The organism is Streptomyces coeruleofuscus (genome assembly GCF_039532725.1).
GTDB classification, from domain to species: Bacteria; Actinomycetota; Actinomycetes; order Streptomycetales; family Streptomycetaceae; genus Streptomyces; species Streptomyces coeruleofuscus.
The window spans coordinates 180903-200850 of sequence record NZ_BAAASE010000003.1 but is presented as its reverse complement, the minus strand read 5'-3'; the positions used below and the strand labels follow the sequence as shown (position 1 = coordinate 200850).

The following is a 19948-nucleotide window of genomic DNA, read 5'->3' as shown; positions in this document are numbered from 1 at the left end:
TCAGAGCGTCGTGCGGCGCCGTGCCCGGCGCACCACCGGCACCTCCGGTTCCTCGGGCCTCCCCTGCGTGCCCCGGCTCTCGGCCAGTGCCGCGAGGGCGGCGACAGTGGGATGGGCGAAGAAGTCCTGCATGGTCAGGGGCATCCCCAGGGCCGTGCGGAGTTTCGACACCGCCTGGGTGGCCAGCAGTGAATGGCCGCCCAGGGCGAAGAAGTTGTCGTGCACGCCGACGCGGTCGGTGTCGAGCAGCTTCTGCCACACCGCCGCGATGGTGTGCTGCGTGGGTGAGGCCGGGGGCTCGTACCTGTCCTCGGCGGGCAGCTCGGTGGCGAGTGCCGCGAGGCGGGTCGCGTCCACCTTGCCGTTGGGCGAGGCGGGGAAGGCGGCCACGGTGCAGAAGCGGGCGGGGGTCATGTGGTCGGGCAGCCAGCGGGCGGCGTGCTCGCGCAGGTCCCGGGCGGTCGGCTCGGCGTGTGCCGCGGGCACGACGTAGGCGGCGAGCTGCCTGCCGCGGCTGGGGTGGTCCTCCGCGAGCACCTTGACCTGGCCCACGTCCGGGTGTCCGGCCAGGGCTTGTTCGACCTCGCCGAGTTCGACGCGGAAGCCGCGGACCTTGACCTGGTCGTCGGCGCGGCCGCGGTACTCCAGGTGGCCTTCCGCGTTCCAGACCACGATGTCGCCGGTGCGGTACATCCGTTCGCCGGGTGCGCCGAACGGGCAGGCGACGAAGCGCTCCGCGGTCAGGGCGGGGCGGCCCGCGTAGCCCCGGGCGAGTGCCGCGCCCGCGAGGTACAGCTCGCCGGGGACACCCGGCGGCACCGGGCGCAGGCGGTCGTCCAGGACGTAGCAGCGGGTGTTGTCCACGGGACGGCCGATGGGGGGAGCGTAGGGCCAGGTGGCGGGTTCGGCGGGCAGCACGTGGCTGGTCGTGACGTGGGTCTCGGCCGGGCCGTAGTGGTTGAGCAGCCGGCAGTGCGGCCGGTCGGCGAAGAAGCGGCGCATGCGGTCGCCGATCACCAACGCCTCGCCCGCCTGGGCGACTCGGCGCAGCGCGGCCAGGCGCAGGCCCTCCTCGTCGGCGATCCGGGCCAGGGTCTCGATGACGACGTTGGGGGCGTACAGGGTGGTGATCCGTTCACGGTCGAGCCAGCGTACGAACCCCGCGAAGTCCTCGCGGACGTCCAGGTCGGGGATGACGAGCTCGTCGCCGTCGAGAAGGGTGGCGAGGATCTCCTGGGTGCTGACGTCGAAGCTGGGTGTGGTGAACTGCGCGGTGCGGCCAGGGGCGTGGCCGTCCTCCGCGTCGGCCTGCCAGGTCAGCAGGTTGATCAGGGTCCGGCCGGGCATCAGTACGCCCTTGGGGCGGCCGGTGGACCCCGAGGTGTAGACGAGGTAGGCCGAGTGGAGGGGGTGGGTGGGACGCACTCGCTCCGCTTCGCGCAGGCCGTCGGCCGGCTGCTGGGCGAGGGCGGCGGTGTGGTCCGCGGTGTCGAGGTGGATCGTCCGGGCCGGTGGCCGGCCGTGCAGGGCTGCGTCGACGGCGGTGGTGGTGAGTGTCAGGGCGGGGGACGCGTCACGGAGCATGTAGGCGATGCGGTCCGCGGGCTGGCGTGGGTCCAGGGGGAGGTAGGCGGCGCCCGCCTTGACCACCGCGAGCAGGGCGATCACCTGCTCCGGCGAGCGGGGCAGCAGGAGCGCGACGATGTCCTCCGCACCCACTCCGCGGGCCACGAGCAGACGGGACAGACGGTTGGCCCGCTCGTTCAGCTCCCGGTAGCTCAGCGTCAGTTCGCCATGGCTGAGGGCGGGGGCGTCGGGGGTGCGGGCCGCCTGGTGTTCTAGGAGGGCGGCGAGCGAGGTCCGCGGCAGGGCGCGGTCGGTGTCGTTGCGTTCGCTCAGCAGCAGGTGGCGCTGCGCGGCGTCGAGGAGATCCACGTCGGCGGGGCGCCGGTCGGGGTCGGCGGCCAGAGCCGTCAGCATCCGGGTCAGGCCGGTCACGAGCCATTCGGCCGTGCCGCGCTCGAACAGGTCGAGCCGGTACGTGACATAGCCGCTCAGGCCCGCGGCCTCGCCCCGCCCGTCGCGCTGCTCGGTGACGTTGAACAGCAGGTCGAACATGGAGTGCCGCAGCTCGAAGGGGAAGTCACGGACCTTCAGTCCGGGCAGGTCGAGTTCGCCGCCCGCGTTGTTCTGGAAGGCGAGCATCACCTGGAACAGCGGGTGGCGGCCGGCCGAGCGGGCCGGGTTCAGCGACTCCACCAGCCGGTCGAAGGGCAGGTCCTGGTGTGCGTAGGCGGCCAGGCTGTGGGAGCGGATACGGCCGAGGAGTTCGGCGAAGGTGGGGTCGCCGGAGGTGTCGGTGCGCAACACGAGGGTGTTGACGAAGAAGCCGACGAGGTCGTCCAGGGCTTCGTCGGTGCGGCCGGCGAGGGGCGCTCCCAGCGGGATGTCGGTTCCCGCCCCGGCCCGGGTGAGCAGCGCGGCGAGCGCCGTCTGCACGACCATGAAGGTGCTGGTGCCGGTGCGCTGCGCGAGGTCGGTCAGACGCCGGTGCAGGGCGGCCGGTACGGCGAAGGGGACGGCGCCACCGCGGTGCCCGGTGTCGGGCCTGCGCGGTCGGCAGGTGGGCAGGTTCAGTTCGTCGGGCAGTCCGGCCAGTGCTTCGGTCCAGTACGTGGTCTGGCGGGCAAGCACGCTGTCGGGGTCGTCCGGCGCGCCGAGCAGCCTGCGCTGCCACAGGGTGTAGTCGGCGTACTGGACGGGCAGCGGCTCCCACTGCGGCGCCCGGCCCGCGCGGCGGGCGGTGTAGGCGGCCGACAGGTCCCGCCACAGCGGTCCGATGGACCAGCCGTCGCAGGCGATGTGGTGCACCACGACGAGCAGGACGTGGGTGTCGGGCCCCGCGGTGAACAGGTGGGCGCGCAGCGGCGGGTCCACCGTGACGTCGAATCCCTCCGCCGCCGCGGCGGCGACCGGCTCGCTCAGGTCGCCGGGTCCCTGCGCGGTGGCCGTGTCGTGCAACCGCAGCCGGGGACGCGCCTGTTCGGGGCTCAGCAGGTACTGGTGGGGTTCGCCGTCGGTCGCGGGGAACACCGTGCGCAGGCTCTCGTGGCGGCCCACCAGGTCGCCGAGCGCCGCTTCGAGCTCGGCGACATCGAGCGGGCCGGTGAGGGTGAGCGCCCACGGCATGTTGTAGACGGCGCGCTGGTCCTCGAACCGGTTGAGGAACCAGAGGCGGCGCTGCGCGTACGACAGCGGTACGGCCTCGGGGCGCGGTACGCGTTCCAGGGCCGGGCGGCTCTCCCCCCGTGCGCCCAGGCGGGTGGCGAGTTCGGCGACGGTGGGCGTCTCGAACACGGCGCGCAGCGGGAGTTCGACACCGCATTCGCCGCGGATGCGGGTGATCAGGCGGGTCGCGAGCAGCGAGTGGCCGCCGTGGGCGAAGAAGCTCGCCTCGACGTCCTCCCAGGGGTGTCCGAGGACCTCGGCGAACAGCCCGCACAGCAGGTGTTCGGCCTCGGTGCGCGGGCCGCGTCCGGCGTCGCGCGCGCCGTGGTCGGGGGCGGGCAGCGCCTTGCGGTCGAGCTTGCCGTTGGGGCTGAGCGGCAGGGCGTCCAACGGGACGAAGACCGCGGGGACCATGAACGACGGCAGCGACCGGGCGAGCCGGGTGCGCAGCGCGGTGACGTCGAGCGTGGTGCCGTCGGCGGGGGTGACGTAGGCGGCGAGGTACTTGTCGCCGGGCCGGTCCTCGCGCACGGTCACGGCCGCGTGGGCGACGGTGGGCTGTTCGGTGAGGGCCGCCTCCACCTCGCCGGGCTCCACCCGGAATCCCCTGATCTTCACCTGTTCGTCGGAGCGGCCGAACAGCTGGAGCGTGCCGTCGGGCTGCCACTGGGCGAGGTCGCCGGTGCGGTACATGCGCTCGCCCGGGGCGCCGAAGGGGCAGGCGACGAAGCGTTCCGCGGTGAGCCGGGGATGGTGGGCGTAGCCGCGGGCGAGGCAGGCGCCGGCCAGGTACAGCTCGCCGGTGACGCCCACGGGCACCGGGCGCAGGCGGCTGTCGAGGACGTAGGCGCGGGTGTTGGCGATGGGGGCGCCGAGCGGGGCGGACGCGGGCCAGCCGGCGCTGTCCTCGGGGAGCGTGTACATGGTCACGCCGTGGGTCTCGGCGGGTCCGTACACGTTGTGCAGGCGGCGTCCGGAGCCGGGCCGGTGTCCGGCGCGCGTGCGTTCGCCCAGGGTGAGGGCCTCGCCGCCCTGGATGACGTCGGTGAGCGTGTCGAGCGGGATGTCCTGTTCGCGGGCGGCCTCGTAGAGGGCCTCGATGACGGCGGTGGGCGCGAACAGTTCGTTGACGCCGTGGCGTGCGATCCAGCGGGCGAGCTGTTCGGCGCTGCGGCGCACCTCGTCGGGCGGGATCACGAGCGTCTTGCCGTGCAGCAGCGTCGCGAGGATCTCCTCGACGGAGAAGTCGAAGCCGACGGAGCAGAACTGGGCGACGCGGGTGCCGGGGCCGCCGGCGGGGAAGGCGGCACGGTGGGCGGCGAGCATGTTGCGCAGGCCGCGGTGCGGCATGACGACGCCCTTGGGCCGGCCGGTGGAGCCGGAGGTGTAGATCAGGTAGGCGGGGTGGTCGTCGCACGAGGGCGGCCCGTGCCACTCGTGTGCGTCCAGGGGCCCGGTGGGCTGTGCGGCGAGCAGGGCGGCCGTCCGGGGGGCGTCGAGGACCAGCGCCTCGACGCCCGCGGGCAGCCCGTCGAGGCGGGACCGGTAGGTCACCGCGAGCGTGGGGCGGGCCTGGCCGAGCATGTAGGCGACGCGGTCGTCGGGGTAGTCGGGCTCGACGGGCAGGTAGGCGGCGCCGGTCTTGAGGGCGGCGACCATGGCGACGACGAGGTCCGGGCAGCGGGGCAGGGTGAGGGCCACGACCTGCTCGGGGCCGGCGCCGCGGGCGGCCAGCAGCCGGGCCAGCCGGTCCGAGCGCTCGTCGAGTTCCCGGTAGGTCAGGGCGGTGTCCTCGTGCAGCAGCGCGGTGGCGTCGGGGGTGCGGGCGGCCTGCTCCGTGAAGAGGTCCACCACTGTCTGCTCGGGCAGGGGGCGCTCGGTGGCGTTCCACGTCTCGACGACCAGGTCGCGTTCGGTGCCGGACAGCAGGGCGCAGTCGGCGACGCGGGTGCGCGGTGCGTGGACGGCGGTGGCCAGTACCGTGAGGTAGTGCTCGGCCAGGCGTCGCACCCGGGCCTCGTCGAAGAGGTCGGTGGCGTACACGAAGCGGCACCGGTAGCCGCCCGAAGTGAGTTTCTCGGCGTGCAGTTCCAGGTCGAAGCGGGTGCTCTGCTCGGCGATGTCGACGATCCGCGCGGTCAGCTCACCGACGTGCCAGCTCTCCTGTGTCTCCAGGTAGTTGCACAGGATCTGGAAGAGCGGGTTGAGGGCCGGGTCGCGGCCGGGCGCGACCTCCTGCACGACCCGGGCGAACGGGGCCTCCTGGTGGGCCTGGGCCTGGAGGGTCACCTCGCGGGCGCGCACCAGCAGTTCGGCGAAGGTCGGCTCGCCCGACAGGTCGGTGCGCAGCGCGACGGTGTTCACGAAGAACCCGACGGTCTGTTCCAGCTCCGGGCGGGTGCGGGCCGCGACGGGGGTGCCGACGACGATGTCCTCGCCGCCGGTGTAGCGGTGCAGCAGGGCGGTCAGCGCCGTCAGCAGCACCGTGAAGGGGGTGACGTGCTCGCGGCGGCCCGTCTCGTCGATGGCGCGGGCCACGTCGGGCGGCACGTCGACGGTGACTCCGGCGCCGCGGAAGCTGGGCGCGGTGGGCCGGGGCCGGTCGGCGGGCAGCTCGACGGCGGCCGGGTCGCCGCTCAACTGCTTCTTCCAGTACGCCACGTGCTCGTCGACGCGGGCGGTGGCGGCGGGGCCGCGCTCCCACACCGCGTAGTCCGCGTACTGCACGGGAACCTCGGGCAGCCGGCTCTCGCGGCCCGCCACGGCGTCCCCGTACAGCTGCCACAGCTCGCGGAAGAAGATGTCCTCCGACCAGCCGTCGGTGACGCTGTGGTGGAAGTTGGCGAAGAGGTGGTGGCGGGTCGGCGACGAGCGCAGCACGCGGAACCGTACGAGGGGCTGCGCGGACAGCAGGGAGAAGGGGATGCGGCTGTGCGCGGCGAGGCGGCGGTGTGCCTCGGCCTCCCGCTCGCTCTCGGGCAGCCGGGTCAGGTCGTCGCAGGGGATGTCGAGGGTGACGGTGCGGACGATGTCCTGGAAGAGGTCCTCGCCCTCCTTGACGTAGCGGGTGCGCAGCACCTCGTGCCGGTCCACGAGGCGGGTGAGGCAGGCGCGCAGCACGTCGAGGCGGAGCGGGCCGTCGAGACAGAGGGCGAACGCCACGTTGTAGGCGGCGTTCTCGCCGTGCAACTGGTCGAGGAACCACAGGCGTTCCTGTGCGCTGGAGGCGGGCAGCGGCCCGGTCCTCGCCACGGCGGGCACGCGGGCCGCGGCGGTCGTGGCCGTCCCGGCCGCAGGGCTGTCGCCCGCGCCGCCGCGCAGTTTGTCCAGCAGTGCGGCGCGCAGCGCGGCGGTGGAGGGCTCGGTCTCGTGCGCTGTCATGTCAGGCCTCCGCACCCTGGGCGATGACGCGCCGCACGACGGCGAGGGCGGCGTCGATGTCGGCGCTGTCGACGCCGCGATGGGTGACGGCGCGCAGCCGGCCGTGGCCCAGTTCGGCGATGGCCAGGCCCTGGCGGGCGGCCGCGTCGGCGAAGATCTGCCAGGTGAAGCCGGGGGCCGTCACGCGGAACATGACGATGTTGGTCTGTACGGCGTCGGGGTCGACGGTGATGCCGTCGATGTCGGCGAGGCCCTTGGCCAGGCGCAGGGCGTTGTCGTGGTCCTCGGCGAGGCGCTCGTAGTCGTCGAGCGCGACCAGCCCCGCGGCGGCCAGCAGACCGGCCTGGCGCATGCCGCCGCCGAGCATCTTGCGGACGCGGCGGACGCCGCGCACGAAGTCGGCGGAGCCCACCACCATCGAACCGATCGGCGCGGACAGGCCCTTGGACAGGCAGAACTGCACGGAGTCGGCGTACTGGGCCAGGTCGGCGGGCGGGCGGCCGAGGGCCACCGCCGCGTTGAAGATCCGCGCCCCGTCCAGGTGGACGCCGATGCCGCGCTCGTCGGCCAGCTCCCGTACCTCGCGCTGGTACTCGAAGCTCAGCAGGACTCCGCCGCACCGGTTCTGGGTGTTCTCCAGGCAGATCAGCGACGGGAGGGCGAACTGCGGGTCCTCCGGGTCGTCGGGGAACCCGGCCCGCAGGTCCGCCAGGGGCAGTGTGCCGTCGGGCCGGTTGACGACCGGTTCGTAGACGACGCCGCCGCACACGGAGGCACCGCCCGCCTCGTAGACGTAGATGTCGCTCTCGGTGCCCACGAGGACCTTCGAGCCGCGTGGCGCGTGCGTCATGATCGAGGCCAGGTTGGCCATGGTGCCGCTCGGCATCAGGCAGCCGGCCTCCTTCCCGAGCAACCGGGCGGACTTCTCCTCCAGCTCTCGGACGGTGGGGTCCTCGCCGTACACGTCGTCGCCCAGCCGGGCCCGGCCCATCGCGCGGAGCATGGCGGGGGTCGGCAGGGTGAAGGTGTCGCTGCGCAGCTCGATCATGCGGGTGTCTCCTGTTGCCGAGTCGTGAGGGCGGCGCCGAGGTCGTCGGCGACGGCTTTGACGTGCGGGGGGCGCACCATGTCGTAGTGGTCGGCGGGCAGTTCGCGGACGACGGCCGGACCCTGCCAGGACGCGGCCCAGCGGGCGGCCTCGTGCCCGGCCGCCGCGTCGGTGCCCTGGTAGAAGCGGACGGCACCGGGGTAGGGGCGCGGCCGGTGGGTCGCGGCCAGCAGCCGGTTGTTGCGGAACACGGCGTAGTGGCGGGCGAGTTGCGCCCCGGCCGGGCCACCGGGCCCGTCGTCGGGCCACGGGGTGCCGAGGTGCCGGGCGAGTGTCTCGACGGCCGCGTCGGTGCGGGCCGCCGCCGCGTGCGCCGCCAGCTGGGCGAGCAGGGCGGGGTCGGCGGGGCGGCCCGCCGAGCGCAGCACGTCCACGGCGAAGTCCCGCAGCAGCTCGGACTCCGGCGGGGCGGCCGTCGGGAAGCCGCTGTCAATGAGCGCGAGAACCGTGGCCGGCGTGCCGCGCTCGTGCAGTCGGCAGGCCATCTCCTGGGCGACCAGGCCGCCGAAGGACCACCCGGCCAGCGCGTAGGGGCCGTCGGGGCGCACGGCGAGCACGGCCCGCAGGCAGCGTTCGGCGAGTTCGGCGACGGAGGCGGGCAGGGCACCGGCGTCGTCCAGGCCGGGCGCGGGCAGGGCATACACCGGCTGGTCGTCGTCGAGGGCGGCGGTCAGGTCGCGGTAGCAGGTCACCCCTCCGCCGACGGGGTGGACGAGGAACAGGGGCGTGCGGTGGCCGTGGCCGCGCAGCGTCACGACGGGCGCGGCCGTGCCGTCGGCCGGGCCGGGGCGCTGCCGCAGCAGCGCGGCCTGCCGGGCGACCGTGGGGTGTTCGAGGACCGCGGAGACGCGCAGGGCGGTGCCGAACTCGGCGTTGATCAGGGCGACGAGGCGGACGGCGGTGAGGGAGTGCCCGCCCAGGGCGAAGAAGTCGTCGTGCACGCCCACGTCCTGGGTGTCCAGCAGCCGCTGCCACAGGCGTACCAGGCGCTCCTCGTGCGGGTCGCGAGGGGCGGTGCGGGGAGCCGCGCCGCGTACCGTCGCGGGCGGCTGCGGCAGCGCCGCGCGGTCGAGCTTGCCGCTGCCGGTGAGCGGCATGGCGGCCAGGCGCACCCAGGCGGTCGGCACCATCGGGGCGGGCAGCCGCTGGGCGAGATGGGCGGCCGCGTCGACGGCCGGGTCGAGGTCGGCGCCGGCGGCGGGTACGACGTAGCCGACGAGCCGCTCACCGCGCAGCACGACCGCGCACTCGGCGACGCCCGGGTGGGCGGCCAGCACGGCCTCGATCTCCTGCAGTTCGATGCGGACTCCGCGCAGTTTGACCTGGGAGTCGGTGCGGCCCCGGTACTCGAGGGTGCCGTCGGGCAGCAGGCGGGCCAGGTCGCCGGTGCGGTACATGCGCCGCCGCACGCCCGCGCGGTCGGTGTGCGTGACGAAGGCCCGCTCGGTCAGGTCGGGCCTGCCGTGGTAGCCGTCGGCGAGGCCGACGCCGCTGAGGTGCAGTTCACCGGTGACGCCGACGGGCACGGTGTGGCCGCGCGGGTCCAGGACGTGGGTCTGCATGTTGGCGATGGGACGGCCGATCGGCACCACGGCGCGGCCGTCGTCGCGGCAGCGCCAGGCGGTGACGTCGACGGCGGCCTCGGTGGGGCCGTACAGGTTGTGCAGTTCGGCGTCCAGGACGGCGAAGAACCGGGTCTGCAGATCGTGCGGCAGTGCCTCACCACTGCACACGACCCGGGTCAGGCCGGTGCACCGGCGGGCGGCGGGTTCCTCGACGAACGCCTGGAGCATGGACGGCACGAAGTGCACGGTCGTGATGTGCTCGGCGACGATCAGCTCGGCGAGATGGGCGGGGTCGCGGTGACCGCCGGGCCGGGCGTGCACCACGGTGGCCCCCGCGAGCAGCGGCCAGAACAGCTCCCACACCGACACGTCGAACGTGTACGGCGTCTTGTGCAGCACCCGCTCCCCGGCCTCGAGCCCGTACTCCTGCTGCATCCACAGCAGCCGGTTGCAGATGGCCCGGTGGGAGACGACGACGCCCTTGGGGGTGCCGGTGGAACCCGACGTGAAGATCATGTAGGCGGGGTCGTCGGGAGTGTGCCCGCTCTCCTGCCGGACCGTGTCCGCCGGTACGGCGTCCGGGCCCACCACCGTCACGCCGGGTACGGCGGCGAGCCGGTCGCCACCGGCCGCGTCCGTGACGACCACGGTCAGGCCCGCGGCGTCCACGACCTGCCGGATGCGCCGGTCCGGGTGCTCGGCGTCCAGCGGCACATAGGCGGCACCGGCCTTGAGGACGGCGAGCAGGGCCACGGACAGATCGAGCGAGCGCTCCAGGAGGACACCGACGAACGCGCCGCGGGCCACGCCGCGCTCGCGCAGCGCGGCCGCCAGGCGCGCCGCCCGCTCGTCCAGGGCGCGGTAACTCAGCTCGGCCCCGTCGTGGCGCACCGCGGTCTCCTCGGGGCGCAGCCGCACCTGTTCGGCGACGAGGGCGTCCAGCAGGTGGGGGCGGTCGCCGTAGTCCCGCTCGGTGGCGTTCCAGGAGGCGATCAGCGCGTGCTCGGCGGGCGAGAGCAGATCCGCGTCCAGGTACGGGCTGTGCGGCGATCGGGCCATGGCCGCGAGGGCGGCGGCGTAGTGGCCGTGGAAGGCGGTGATCTGGTCGTCGTCGAACCGGGCGGCGTCGTAGCGCAGCCCGAGCGTGAGACGGCCGTCGCCGCTCGCGAGCGCGAACTCGGCACCGAAGGGGAAGTTCGTCGGCGCCTCTCCCTGGGCGTCCAGGACACTGACCGCGCCGTCGTACGCTCCGGTGCCCTCCACGTGGAAGTGCGTGAAGTTGAAGAACGTCTCGAAGAGTTCCGCGCCGCCGTGCAGCCGCATGATCTCCTGGAGCGGGAAGCGGCGGTGCGGCTGGATGCCGATGTCCTGGCGTGCGGTGCGCTCGATCAGGTCGATCCAGCTGCCGCCGGTCGAACGGGACCGCAGCGGCAGGGTGTTGAGGAAGACGCCCAGGGTCAGTTCGGCGTCGCGGTCCTCGCCACGGCCGTTGTGGACGACGCCGGTGACCACGTCGTCGCTGCCGCCGAGCAGGCCCATGACGCGCAGGTGCGCGGCGAGCAGGACGGTGCGCAGCGGTACGTCGAGGCGGGCCGCGAGCGAGGTGAGGGCGGCGGCCACCTCGGGGGCGACGGGGGCCTCCGCGAAGCGCATGTCGCTCGCCCGGTCCTGGCCCGTGGTGCGTACCGGGCGGGGCAGCCGGGTCGAGACGGCGTCCGCCAGCTCCCCGCGCCAGTAGGCGGCGCTGTCCTCGTCGGCGAGCGCGGCGGCCTCCAGGGCGACGTAGTCGCGGAAGCGGGCGGCGGGCGGGGCGGTGCCGGGGCCCGGGGCGCCGGTGAGCGCGGCGGCGTAGCGGGTGAGCAGCTCCGTGAACAGGGAGCGTTCGCTCCAGCCGTCGAGGATCGCGTGGTGCTCGGTGACGAACAGCTGCTGGGTGTCGTCGGACAGCCGCTGCACGTGGAAGCGGATCAGCGGGGCGTGCTGCCCGTCGAAGGGTTCGGCCTGTTCGTGGGCGGCGCGCCGGTCGATCGCCGCCTGCTGCTGGGCGACGGTCAGGTGCGTGAGGTCCTCGAAGGTGACGGGAGTGCTCACCCGGTGGTGCACCAGCTGGACGGGCACGGAGCAGGTGTGCAGGTCGAAGGAGGTGCGCAGGATGTCGTGGCGGCCGATCGTCTCGTCGAGGGCGGTGCGCCAGGCGGCTTCGTCGAAGCGGGCGCGCAGCCGGTAGGCGGTGGTGTTGTGGTAGACGCCGGTGCCGCCGCGTGACAGACCGCTGTGGAACACCATGCCGAGCTGGGTGCGGGTCATCGGGTAGGCGTCGTCGAGGCCGGGCGGCAGCAGCGCCCGGTCGGCCGCGGACAGCAGGCCGAACGCCTCGGGGCGGCTGCCCTGTCCGCCCTGTCCGCGCGGCACGCGCACGGTGACGGAGCCGGCCAGGTTGCGGACCGTCTTCTTGTCCATCAGATCGGTGAGCTTGAAGTCGAGCCCCGCCTCGCGGGCGCGGGCCAGCAGCTGGATGCTGCGGATGGAGTCGCCGCCCAGCGTGAAGTAGCCGTCGTCGATGCCGACGCGGCAGCCGAGCACCTGCTCCCACACCTCGACGAGGGCACGCTCGACCTCGGTGCGCGGAGCGACGTACCGGGCGGCCGGCTCCCGGGCCACCCCGGGTGCGGGCAGCGCGTCGCGGTCGACCTTTCCGTTGGCGGTCAGCGGGAGGGCGGGCAGCACGGTGCAGGAGGCCGGGACCATGTAGTCGGGCAGCAGGGCGGCCAGGTGGTCGCGCAGCGCCTGCGCGTCGGGGGCGTCGGCGCCGGGCGCGGCGGCGTACGCGGCGAGACAGGGGTGGCCCGCGTCGTCGGTGCGCAGCAGCACCGCCGAGTCGACGACGGCGTCGTGGGTACTCAGCGCGGCCTCGATCTCGCCGAGTTCGATGCGGAAGCCGCGCAGTTTGACCTGGCGGTCGATGCGGCCGCAGTACTCCAGGTCGCCGTCGGGCAGCGGGCGCACCAGGTCGCCGGTGCGGTACAGCGGGCCGGTCGCGCCGGTGCCGGGCGGTGCGGGCACGAACCGCCGCGCGGTCAGCTCGGGCTGGTTCAGATAGCCGTCGGCCAGTCCCGCGCCACCCACGTACAGCTCGCCGGGCACACCCGTGGGCACGGGGCGACCGTGCCCGTCCAGGACGTACAGGCGCAGGTCGGGAATGGGCCTGCCGATGACACTGCCGCGGCCCTCGTCGAGGTCGCGCAGGGTGATCGGACGGTAGGTCACATGCACGGTCGTCTCGGTGATCCCGTACATGTTGACCAGCCGCGGCGAGCTGTCGCCGTGCCGCTCGAACCAGTCGCGCAGGGCGGGCAGGTCCAGGGCCTCGCCGCCGAAGACGACCAGGCGCAGCGCGAGCGGGCGCGGGGTGTCCCGGTCGGCCCGCATCAGCTGGTAGAACGCCGACGGCGTCTGGTTGAGCACGGTCACCCGCTGCGCGCTCAGCAGCCGGTGGAACGCCTCGGGGTCGCGGCTGGTCTCGTAGGGCACCACCACGAGCCGCCCGCCGTGGGCGAGGGCGCCCCAGATCTCCCACACCGAGAAGTCGAAGGCGTAGGAGTGGAACAGCGTCCACACGTCCGTCGGCCCGAAGCCGAACCAGGGCTCGGTCGCGGAGAACAGCCGGGCGATGTTGCGGTGCGGGATCAGGGTGCCCTTGGGACGGCCGGTGGAGCCGGACGTGTAGATGACGTACGCGAGGTCGTCGGCGGTGACGCCGCTGTCCGGGGCGGTGCGCGGCCGCGCGGCGACGGCGGCGGCGTCGCGGGCCGGCTCGACGACGTGCACGGGCAGCCCGTCCCACCAGCGTGGGACCCCGTCGCCGACGACCAGGGTGCGCACTCCGCTGTCGTCGGCCATGAAGCGCAGCCGGTCGGTGGGGTACGCCGGGTCGAACGGCACATAGGCGCCGCCCGCCTTCAGGACGGCCAGGAGGGCGACGAGGAGGTCGGCGGTGCGGCGCATGCTCAGCCCCACCAGGGTGCCGGGGCCGACTCCGGCCGCACGCAGGTGGTGCGCCAACTGGTTGGCCTGCGCCTCCAGTTCGGCGTACGTGAGGTGCGTGTCGCCGTCGGCCACGGCGATCGCGTCGGGGGTGCGTGCCGCCCAGTCGGCGAACCGCTCGTGGCACAGCCGCGGCGGCGTGCCCGGCGTCGCCGGGGACGGGGACGCGTGCCGGGCGAGTTCGGTGTCGGTGAGCACCCGCAGCGTCGACACGGGACGGTCCGGGTCGGCGGCGACGGACTCCAGGAGCACCCCGTACTGCTCGGCGAGGAGCGCGATCGTCTCGGACCCGAACAGGTCGGCGCGGTACTCGAAGGCGCACTCGATACCGGCCGGGGACTCGGTCGCGTCCAGCATCAGGTCGAACTTGGCCTCGGAGAGCGTGACCGGCAGCCACTCGACGTCCACGCCGGGCAGCCGCCACTGCAGATCGCCCGACCGGTTCATCCCGAACATCACCTGGAACAGCGGTGAGGACTCCGGACCCCGCCCGGCCCCCGCGAGCTCCACCAGCCGCTCGAAGGGCAGGTCCTGGTGGTCGTGCGCCTCCAGCACCCGGTCGCGGACCCGGTGCAGCAGTTCCCTGAAGGTCGGATCGCCGGACAGATCGGTGCGCAGCACCGTGGTGTTCACGAACAGGCCGACGGTGTGGGCGAACTCGTCACGGTTGCGGCCCGCGATGGGCGTGCCGACGAGGATGTCCTCGTCGCCGGTGTAGCGGGCCAGCAGCACGGTGAAGGCGGCGAGCAGCCCCATGAACGGGGTGGCGCCGGACCGGGCGCACAGGGCGGTCAGCCCCTGCGCCGCCCGGTCGGACAGTGAGAAGACGTGGCTTCCGGCGCCGTCGGGTACCTCCCGGCGGCGCGGCCGGGGCGTGGGCAGCTTCAGCGTGGGCAGCTCGCCCGAGAGCCGCTCGCGCCAGTACTCCTCCTGGCGGCGGGCCGCGGCGCACTCCAGCCACTCGTCCTGCCACGTGGAGTAGTCCGCGTACTGCACCTCGGGCGGTCGCTGGTCGTCCGGGGCGCCCGTGGCGCGGCGTGCGTAGCCGTGGGACAGCTCCTTGAGGAGGATGCCCGAGGACCAGCCGTCGGTGACGATGTGGTGCATGTCGAGCAGCAGCACCGACGAGCGCCGTGACCTGCGCAGCAGCGCGACGCGGAACAGCGGCCCGGTGTGCAGGTCGAAGGGGCGCGTGCTCTCCCGGCGCAGCCACCGGGCCACTTCCCCGTCGTCGTCCGCGTCGGCGGCCTCGTCCACCCGCCACGCCAGCTCGGCGTGCGGGCTGATGAGTTGGAGAACCTCGCCGTCGCGCACCGTGAACCGGGTGCGCAGCGCCTCGTGCCGGTCGAGCAGGCCCTGTGCGGCCTCGCGCAGGGCACGCTCGTCCAGCTCGCCGGTGAGCGCGAAGAACAGCGGCACGTGGTAGGTGGAGGCGTCGCCCGCCAGTTCCTGCAGGAAGTACATGCGCTGCTGGGCCCGCGAGGCGGGGAAGACGTAGAAGTCCTCACCGTCGGCGCCGTCCGGCACGTCCGCGGCCACATCATCAAACTGGCTCGTACTCAACGGACTTGACCTCATCCTTTCACATGCGGGACTTTCGACGGACGCCCTGGGGCCCGTCCGGCGGATCTTGCGGGAGTCGCGGGCTCTGCCTGCACCGATCGAGCGCGGCCACCCGAGTCCAGCCAGATCCGCCGGACAGACACGCCCTAGCCCGCGGTGGCGGGGGCGAGCCGGTCGCCGGCCGCCAGCGGCGGGTAGACCTCCAGCGCGTCCACCGGGTGGTACTCGATGTCGAGTCCGGTGCCGAGGCCGAGCTCGGTGGCCAGTTCGAGCAGGACGTCGAGGGCGACGTGGTCCTCCAGGGCGAACCCGGTGGAGTCGAAGACGGTGGTGCGCGCCCGCTGGGCGTGGGCGGTGGCCGGGTCGGCGCACAGCTGCGGCAGATGGGCGCCGATGCCGTCCGCGCCGAGCTGCTGGCACTCTCCCTCGCGCAGCGCCTGCTCGACGTGGTCGGTGCACACGAACGCCCGCGTCAGCAGCGAGCGGGGCAGCTCGGTCTTGCCGGGCAGGTCCGCGCCGATGGCGTTGACGTGCAGGTGCTCTCGCAGGTCGACGTCGTCGAAGACGGGGCCCGCGCCGACCTCGACGGACGTGGCGGTGCACAGGATGTCGGCGGCGGCCACCACGTCGGCCGCGGCGGCGGCCCGTACGTCGAGGCCGAGGAACTCCACACGCTGCGGGAAGCTGGCCAGATGCCGCGGGTTCACGTCATGCACCAGGACCTCGCGGATGTCGAACACCCGGCTCAGACCGTGCAGTTGGGTCACCGCCTGGGCACCGGCGCCGATCAGGCCGACGACGCCGCTGTCGGGCCGGGCGAGCAGTCGGCTGGCCACGGCGGAGGCCGCGCCGGTGCGGATGGCGGTGAGCACCACGCCGTCGGCGAGCGCCGTCAGCCGGCCGGTGATGTCGTCGAAGCGGGCGACGGTGCCGAGGATGGTGGGCAGCGCGCAGTGCGCGGGGTTGCCCGGCGAGTAGGCGACGGTCTTGAGGGTGACGCTGTTGCCGGGTTCATGGTGCGGCATCCACTCCAGGCAGCCCTCACCGTGGGACTGTCTGGTGAATCCGCCGCGGGCGGGCGTATTGCCGCCCGTGCCGTGGGCGAGCGCGGTGAACGCCGTGTCCAGGGCGTCGATGACGCGGTCCATCACCGCGTCGCGGCCGACGGTGCCGATGATGCGGGAGATGTCGTGGGCGTCCAGAACGAGGGTGGTCATGGGCTGGGCTCCGTGGGTGTCGGTGGGCGGGGAGGGCGCGCGGTCAGCGCGGGGTGGTCTGCGATGCCTCGACCAGCGAGCGCGGCCGCATGTCGGTCCACGCCCGCTCGACGTGGTCCAGGCACTCCTGGCGGCTCGCCTCGCCGAAGACCGGCTGCCAGCCGTCGGGGACGGCGGCGAAGGCCGGCCACAGGGAGTGCTGTCCTTCGTCGTTGACCAGGACGAGGAACGTGCCGTCGGTGTCGTCGAATGGGTTGGCCATGGTGCTGTGGTCTCCGCTCGGTGAGGGACGGGACAGGACAGGGCGGGGCGGGGCGGGGCGGGAGACGGGGCGGCCGGTCAGCCGCCCAACCGCTCGAACAGCTCCCTGACTTCGGCTTCCGTCATGGCCGCGACCCGCTCGGCGAGGAGCCGTTCCACGTCCTGCGCCAGGGCCTCGACGGTCGGGCTGCCGAAGACGTCCTTGAGCGGCAGGTCGACGCCGAAGCACTGGTGGACACGGGAGACGAGGCGGGTGGCCACCAGCGAATGGCCGCCCAGCGCGAAGAAGTTGTCGAGTGCGCCGACCTTGTCGACGCCCAGCAGATCGGCCCAGATCCGGGCGATGTTCTCCTGCACCGGCCCCTGGGGCGCCACGAACTCCAGGTCCGAGTGGTCGCGCAGCCGGTCCGGCTCGGGCAGCGCCCTGCGGTCGACCTTGCCGTTCGGGGTGAGCGGGAAGGAGTCGAGGACCAGCACGAACGAGGGGACCATGTAGTCCGGCAGCAGGTCGCCGACGTGGCGGCGCAGCGCCGTCGGCGTCGGAGCCTGCGCGGCGCCGGCCGCCACGACGTAGGCGACGAGCCGTTTGATCCCGGACGCCGACTCCTGGACGACCGTGAGGGCCTCCGTGACGTCCGGGTGCCGGGTGAGGACGGCGTCGATCTCGCCGAGTTCGACGCGCATGCCGCGGATCTTGACCTGGTGGTCGGTGCGGCCGACGAACATGAGGGTGCCGTCGGGGCGCCGGTAGCCGCGGTCGCCCGTGCGGTACAGGCGCTCGCCGGGCGCGTACGGGCTGGGCACGAACGCCGCCGCCGTCCTGGCCGGGTCGCCGAGGTAGCCGCGGGCCAGGCCGACGCCGCCGATGTACAGGTCCCCGACGACACCCACCGGCACTTCCTGGTGGTGGGCGTCGAGCACATGGATCTGGTTGTTGTCGAACGGCAGGCCCACGCTGACCGCGCCGGCCGTGTCGATGTCGACGGCGGTGCAGGCGTGCGTGGTGGAGTCGATGGAGACCTCGGTGGCGCCCCAGGTGTTGTGCAGGGTGCCGGGCAGCGACTCCCCGTGGCGGCGCACCAGTTCGCCGGAGAGGGCCTCGCCGCTGGAGACGGTGGTGCGCAGCGCCGTCAGCAGGGCGCGGGTGTCCGGGTCCAGGGCGTCGACGGTGTCGACGACCATCGCGAGCATGCTGGGCACGAGCTGCAGGTGAATGGTGCGGCTGCGGATCGCGGCGTCGACGATCTCGCGCGGGTCGCGGTGCAGTTCGGGGTCGATCAGGGCGATGCGGCCGCCGTGCAGCAGCGGCCAGAAGATCTCCAGGGCCGCGTCGTCGAAGCTCAACGTGGTCTTGTGCAGGACGGTCTCGCCCGGGTGCAGGCGGTGCTGGCGCTGGAGGAACGCCATGCGGTTGACCCAGCCCCGGTGGGTGTTGGCCACGCCCTTGGGGCGGCCGGTGGAGCCGGACGTGTAGTACACGGACACCAGGTCGTCCGGGTGCACGGGTGCGCCGGGCGACGTCGGGTCGTGGGCGTCGGTCGTCTCCCGGTCGGTGTCCAGGAACACCCGGTGGGCGACGTCCGGGACGCCGTCGCGGTGCCGTTCCAGACTCAGGCACCAGCGGGAGCGGGCGTCCTCGCTGATCGTCTCCAGGCGGTGGCGCGGAGAGGTGGGGTCCAGTGGCAGATAGGCGGCTCCCGCCTTGAGGATGCCGAGCAGCCCCACGACCATGTCGACGGAGCGGTCCATGCAGATGCCGACGACCGCGTCGGCGCCCACGCCCAGGGTCCGCAGGTGGCGGGCCAGCCGGTTGGCGCGGGCGTCCAGCGCTCCGTAGGTCAGGTGCGTGTGGCCGTGGACGACGGCGACGGCGTCGGGGGCCCGTGCCGCCTGCTCCTCGACCAGGTGATGCAGGCAGGCCCCGTCGGGGAACGGCACGCCGGTCTCGTTCCAGGCGGCCAGCCGCCGGTGTTCGGCGGGCGACACCAGGGAGTACTGGGACAGCGGCCGGTGCGGGTCGTCGAGGACGCCGGCCAGCAGTGTCCGGTAGACGTCGAGGAAGCGCTCCGCGGTGTCCCGCGTGAACAGGTCGGTGTTGTACTCCAGTTCGCACTCCATGGCGCCGCCCGGCGCGACGGCCATGAACAGGGTCATCTCGAACCGCGCGGAGCCGTTCGGCACGTGCGCCAGCTCGACGTCCAGGCCGTCGAGGGCGAGCCTGCGGTCGAAGTCGTTCTGGTAGGCGAAGACCACCTGGGCCAGCGGCTGGTAGCCGCTGTGGCCGCCGCCGACGACCCGGTTCACGATGCGGTCGAAGGGGATGTGGTCGTACGCGGACGCGCGCCGCACCGCCGCCTCGACGCGGGCGGCGTGGGCGGCGAACGTGTCCTGCCCGTCGTACCCCGACCTGACGGGCAGGGTGTTGACGAAGAAGCCGATCAGCCGCTCCAGCTCGGGGTGGTGGCGGCCCGCGACGGGCGTGCCGACGACGACGTCCGCCTCGCCGGTCCAGCGGTGCATCAGCAGCGTGAACACGGCCAGCGTCAGCGAGTACGTCGACACCCCGCACCGCCGGGCCACGTCGGCGATCCGCGCGGAGGTGGCGGCGTCCAGGTCGTGCAGCACGGCGTCGCCGCCCGTGGACAGGACGTCGCCGCGCGGCAGGTCGGTGCGCAGCGCCGGGGCGTCGGGCGCCCCGCGCAGTTCCTCCTCCCAGAAGCGCAGCCCGCGCTCCAGGTCCTCGCCCACCGTGCGCCGCTCCCAGGCGGCGTAGTCGGAGAACCGGACGGGCAGCGCTTCGGCGTCGCCGGCCAGGCCGTCGCCGCGGGCCTGCCGGTAGCCGGCGCTCAGCTCTTCGAGGAAGACGGTGTTGGACCAGCCGTCGGTCACGATGTGGTGGAGCGTGAACAGCAGCGCCCACTCGTCGTCGCCGATGCGGAAGGCGTGGCCGCGCACCAGCGGCGCCGTCGTCAGGTCGAAGGGGCGGCGGATCGTGGTGCGCAGCGTCTCGCGCAGCCACGGCTCGCCGCCCTCGGCGTACCCGGCGCGCAGGTCCCGCACGTCGAGGGCGCAGGCCACATGGTCCCGCACCAGCAGGACGGGCGTCTCACCGTCGTCGCCCGCCGCGACCTGGGTGCGCAGCGGCTCGTGCCGGTCCACCACCCGCTGGAACGCGGCCCGCAGCGCCGCCGTGTCCAGGGCGCCGCGCACCCGGTAGGAGAGCGGCTCGTTGTAGGCGGGGTCCGACGGGTCGAGCAGGTGCAGGAACCACAGCCGCTCCTGGGCGTGCGACAGCGGCACGGGGCGCCGTGCGTCGACGCGCTCGATCGGCCCGGGGCCGGACGGCTGCTCCGGCGCCTGGGTGAGGCGCTCGGCCAGGGCGGCGGCGGTGCGGCCCTCGAAGAGCCACGGCAGCGGCACGTTCTGCCCGAACTCGGCGCGCACCCGCATGATGAGGCGGGCGGCGAGCAGCGAGTCGCCGTAGTCGAAGAAGCTCTCGTGGGGGCCGAGCTCGGTCACGCCGAGCACGTCGCGGAACAGGTCCGTCAGCCGTGCCTGTACGGCGTCTGCGGTCATGCTGC

6 protein-coding genes are annotated in these 19948 nt (G+C 73.8%); all 6 read right to left on the bottom strand.

The window, feature by feature from the left end:
- Complete coding sequence (locus ABFX81_RS12125; protein ID WP_086850525.1) at positions 1 to 6609, bottom strand: non-ribosomal peptide synthetase; 6609 nt, start codon at positions 6607 to 6609, stop codon at positions 1 to 3.
- A 1-nt stretch (position 6610) separates the two neighbouring features.
- Positions 6611 to 7657, bottom strand: a complete 1047-nt coding sequence (locus ABFX81_RS12120; protein WP_086850524.1) for a GntG family PLP-dependent aldolase — start codon at positions 7655 to 7657, stop codon at positions 6611 to 6613.
- Complete coding sequence (locus ABFX81_RS12115) at positions 7654 to 14865, bottom strand: amino acid adenylation domain-containing protein (RefSeq protein WP_346138039.1); 7212 nt, start codon at positions 14863 to 14865, stop codon at positions 7654 to 7656. Before ABFX81_RS12115 ends, ABFX81_RS12120 begins: the two co-directional genes overlap by 4 nt.
- Positions 14866 to 15035: 170 nt before the next feature.
- A complete protein-coding gene (locus tag ABFX81_RS12110) occupies positions 15036 to 16106 on the bottom strand; it encodes an ornithine cyclodeaminase family protein (protein WP_086850520.1) in 1071 nt (356 codons plus the stop codon).
- Between the two features lie 43 nt (positions 16107 to 16149).
- On the bottom strand, positions 16150 to 16368 hold the full coding sequence (locus ABFX81_RS12105) for an MbtH family protein (protein WP_346138038.1): 219 nt from the start codon (positions 16366 to 16368) through the stop codon (positions 16150 to 16152).
- 77 nt (positions 16369 to 16445) lie between these two features.
- Positions 16446 to 19943, bottom strand: coding sequence for an amino acid adenylation domain-containing protein (locus ABFX81_RS12100; protein WP_346138190.1), 3498 nt, complete (start codon positions 19941 to 19943; stop codon positions 16446 to 16448).
- Positions 19944 to 19948: the final 5 nt, after the last annotated feature.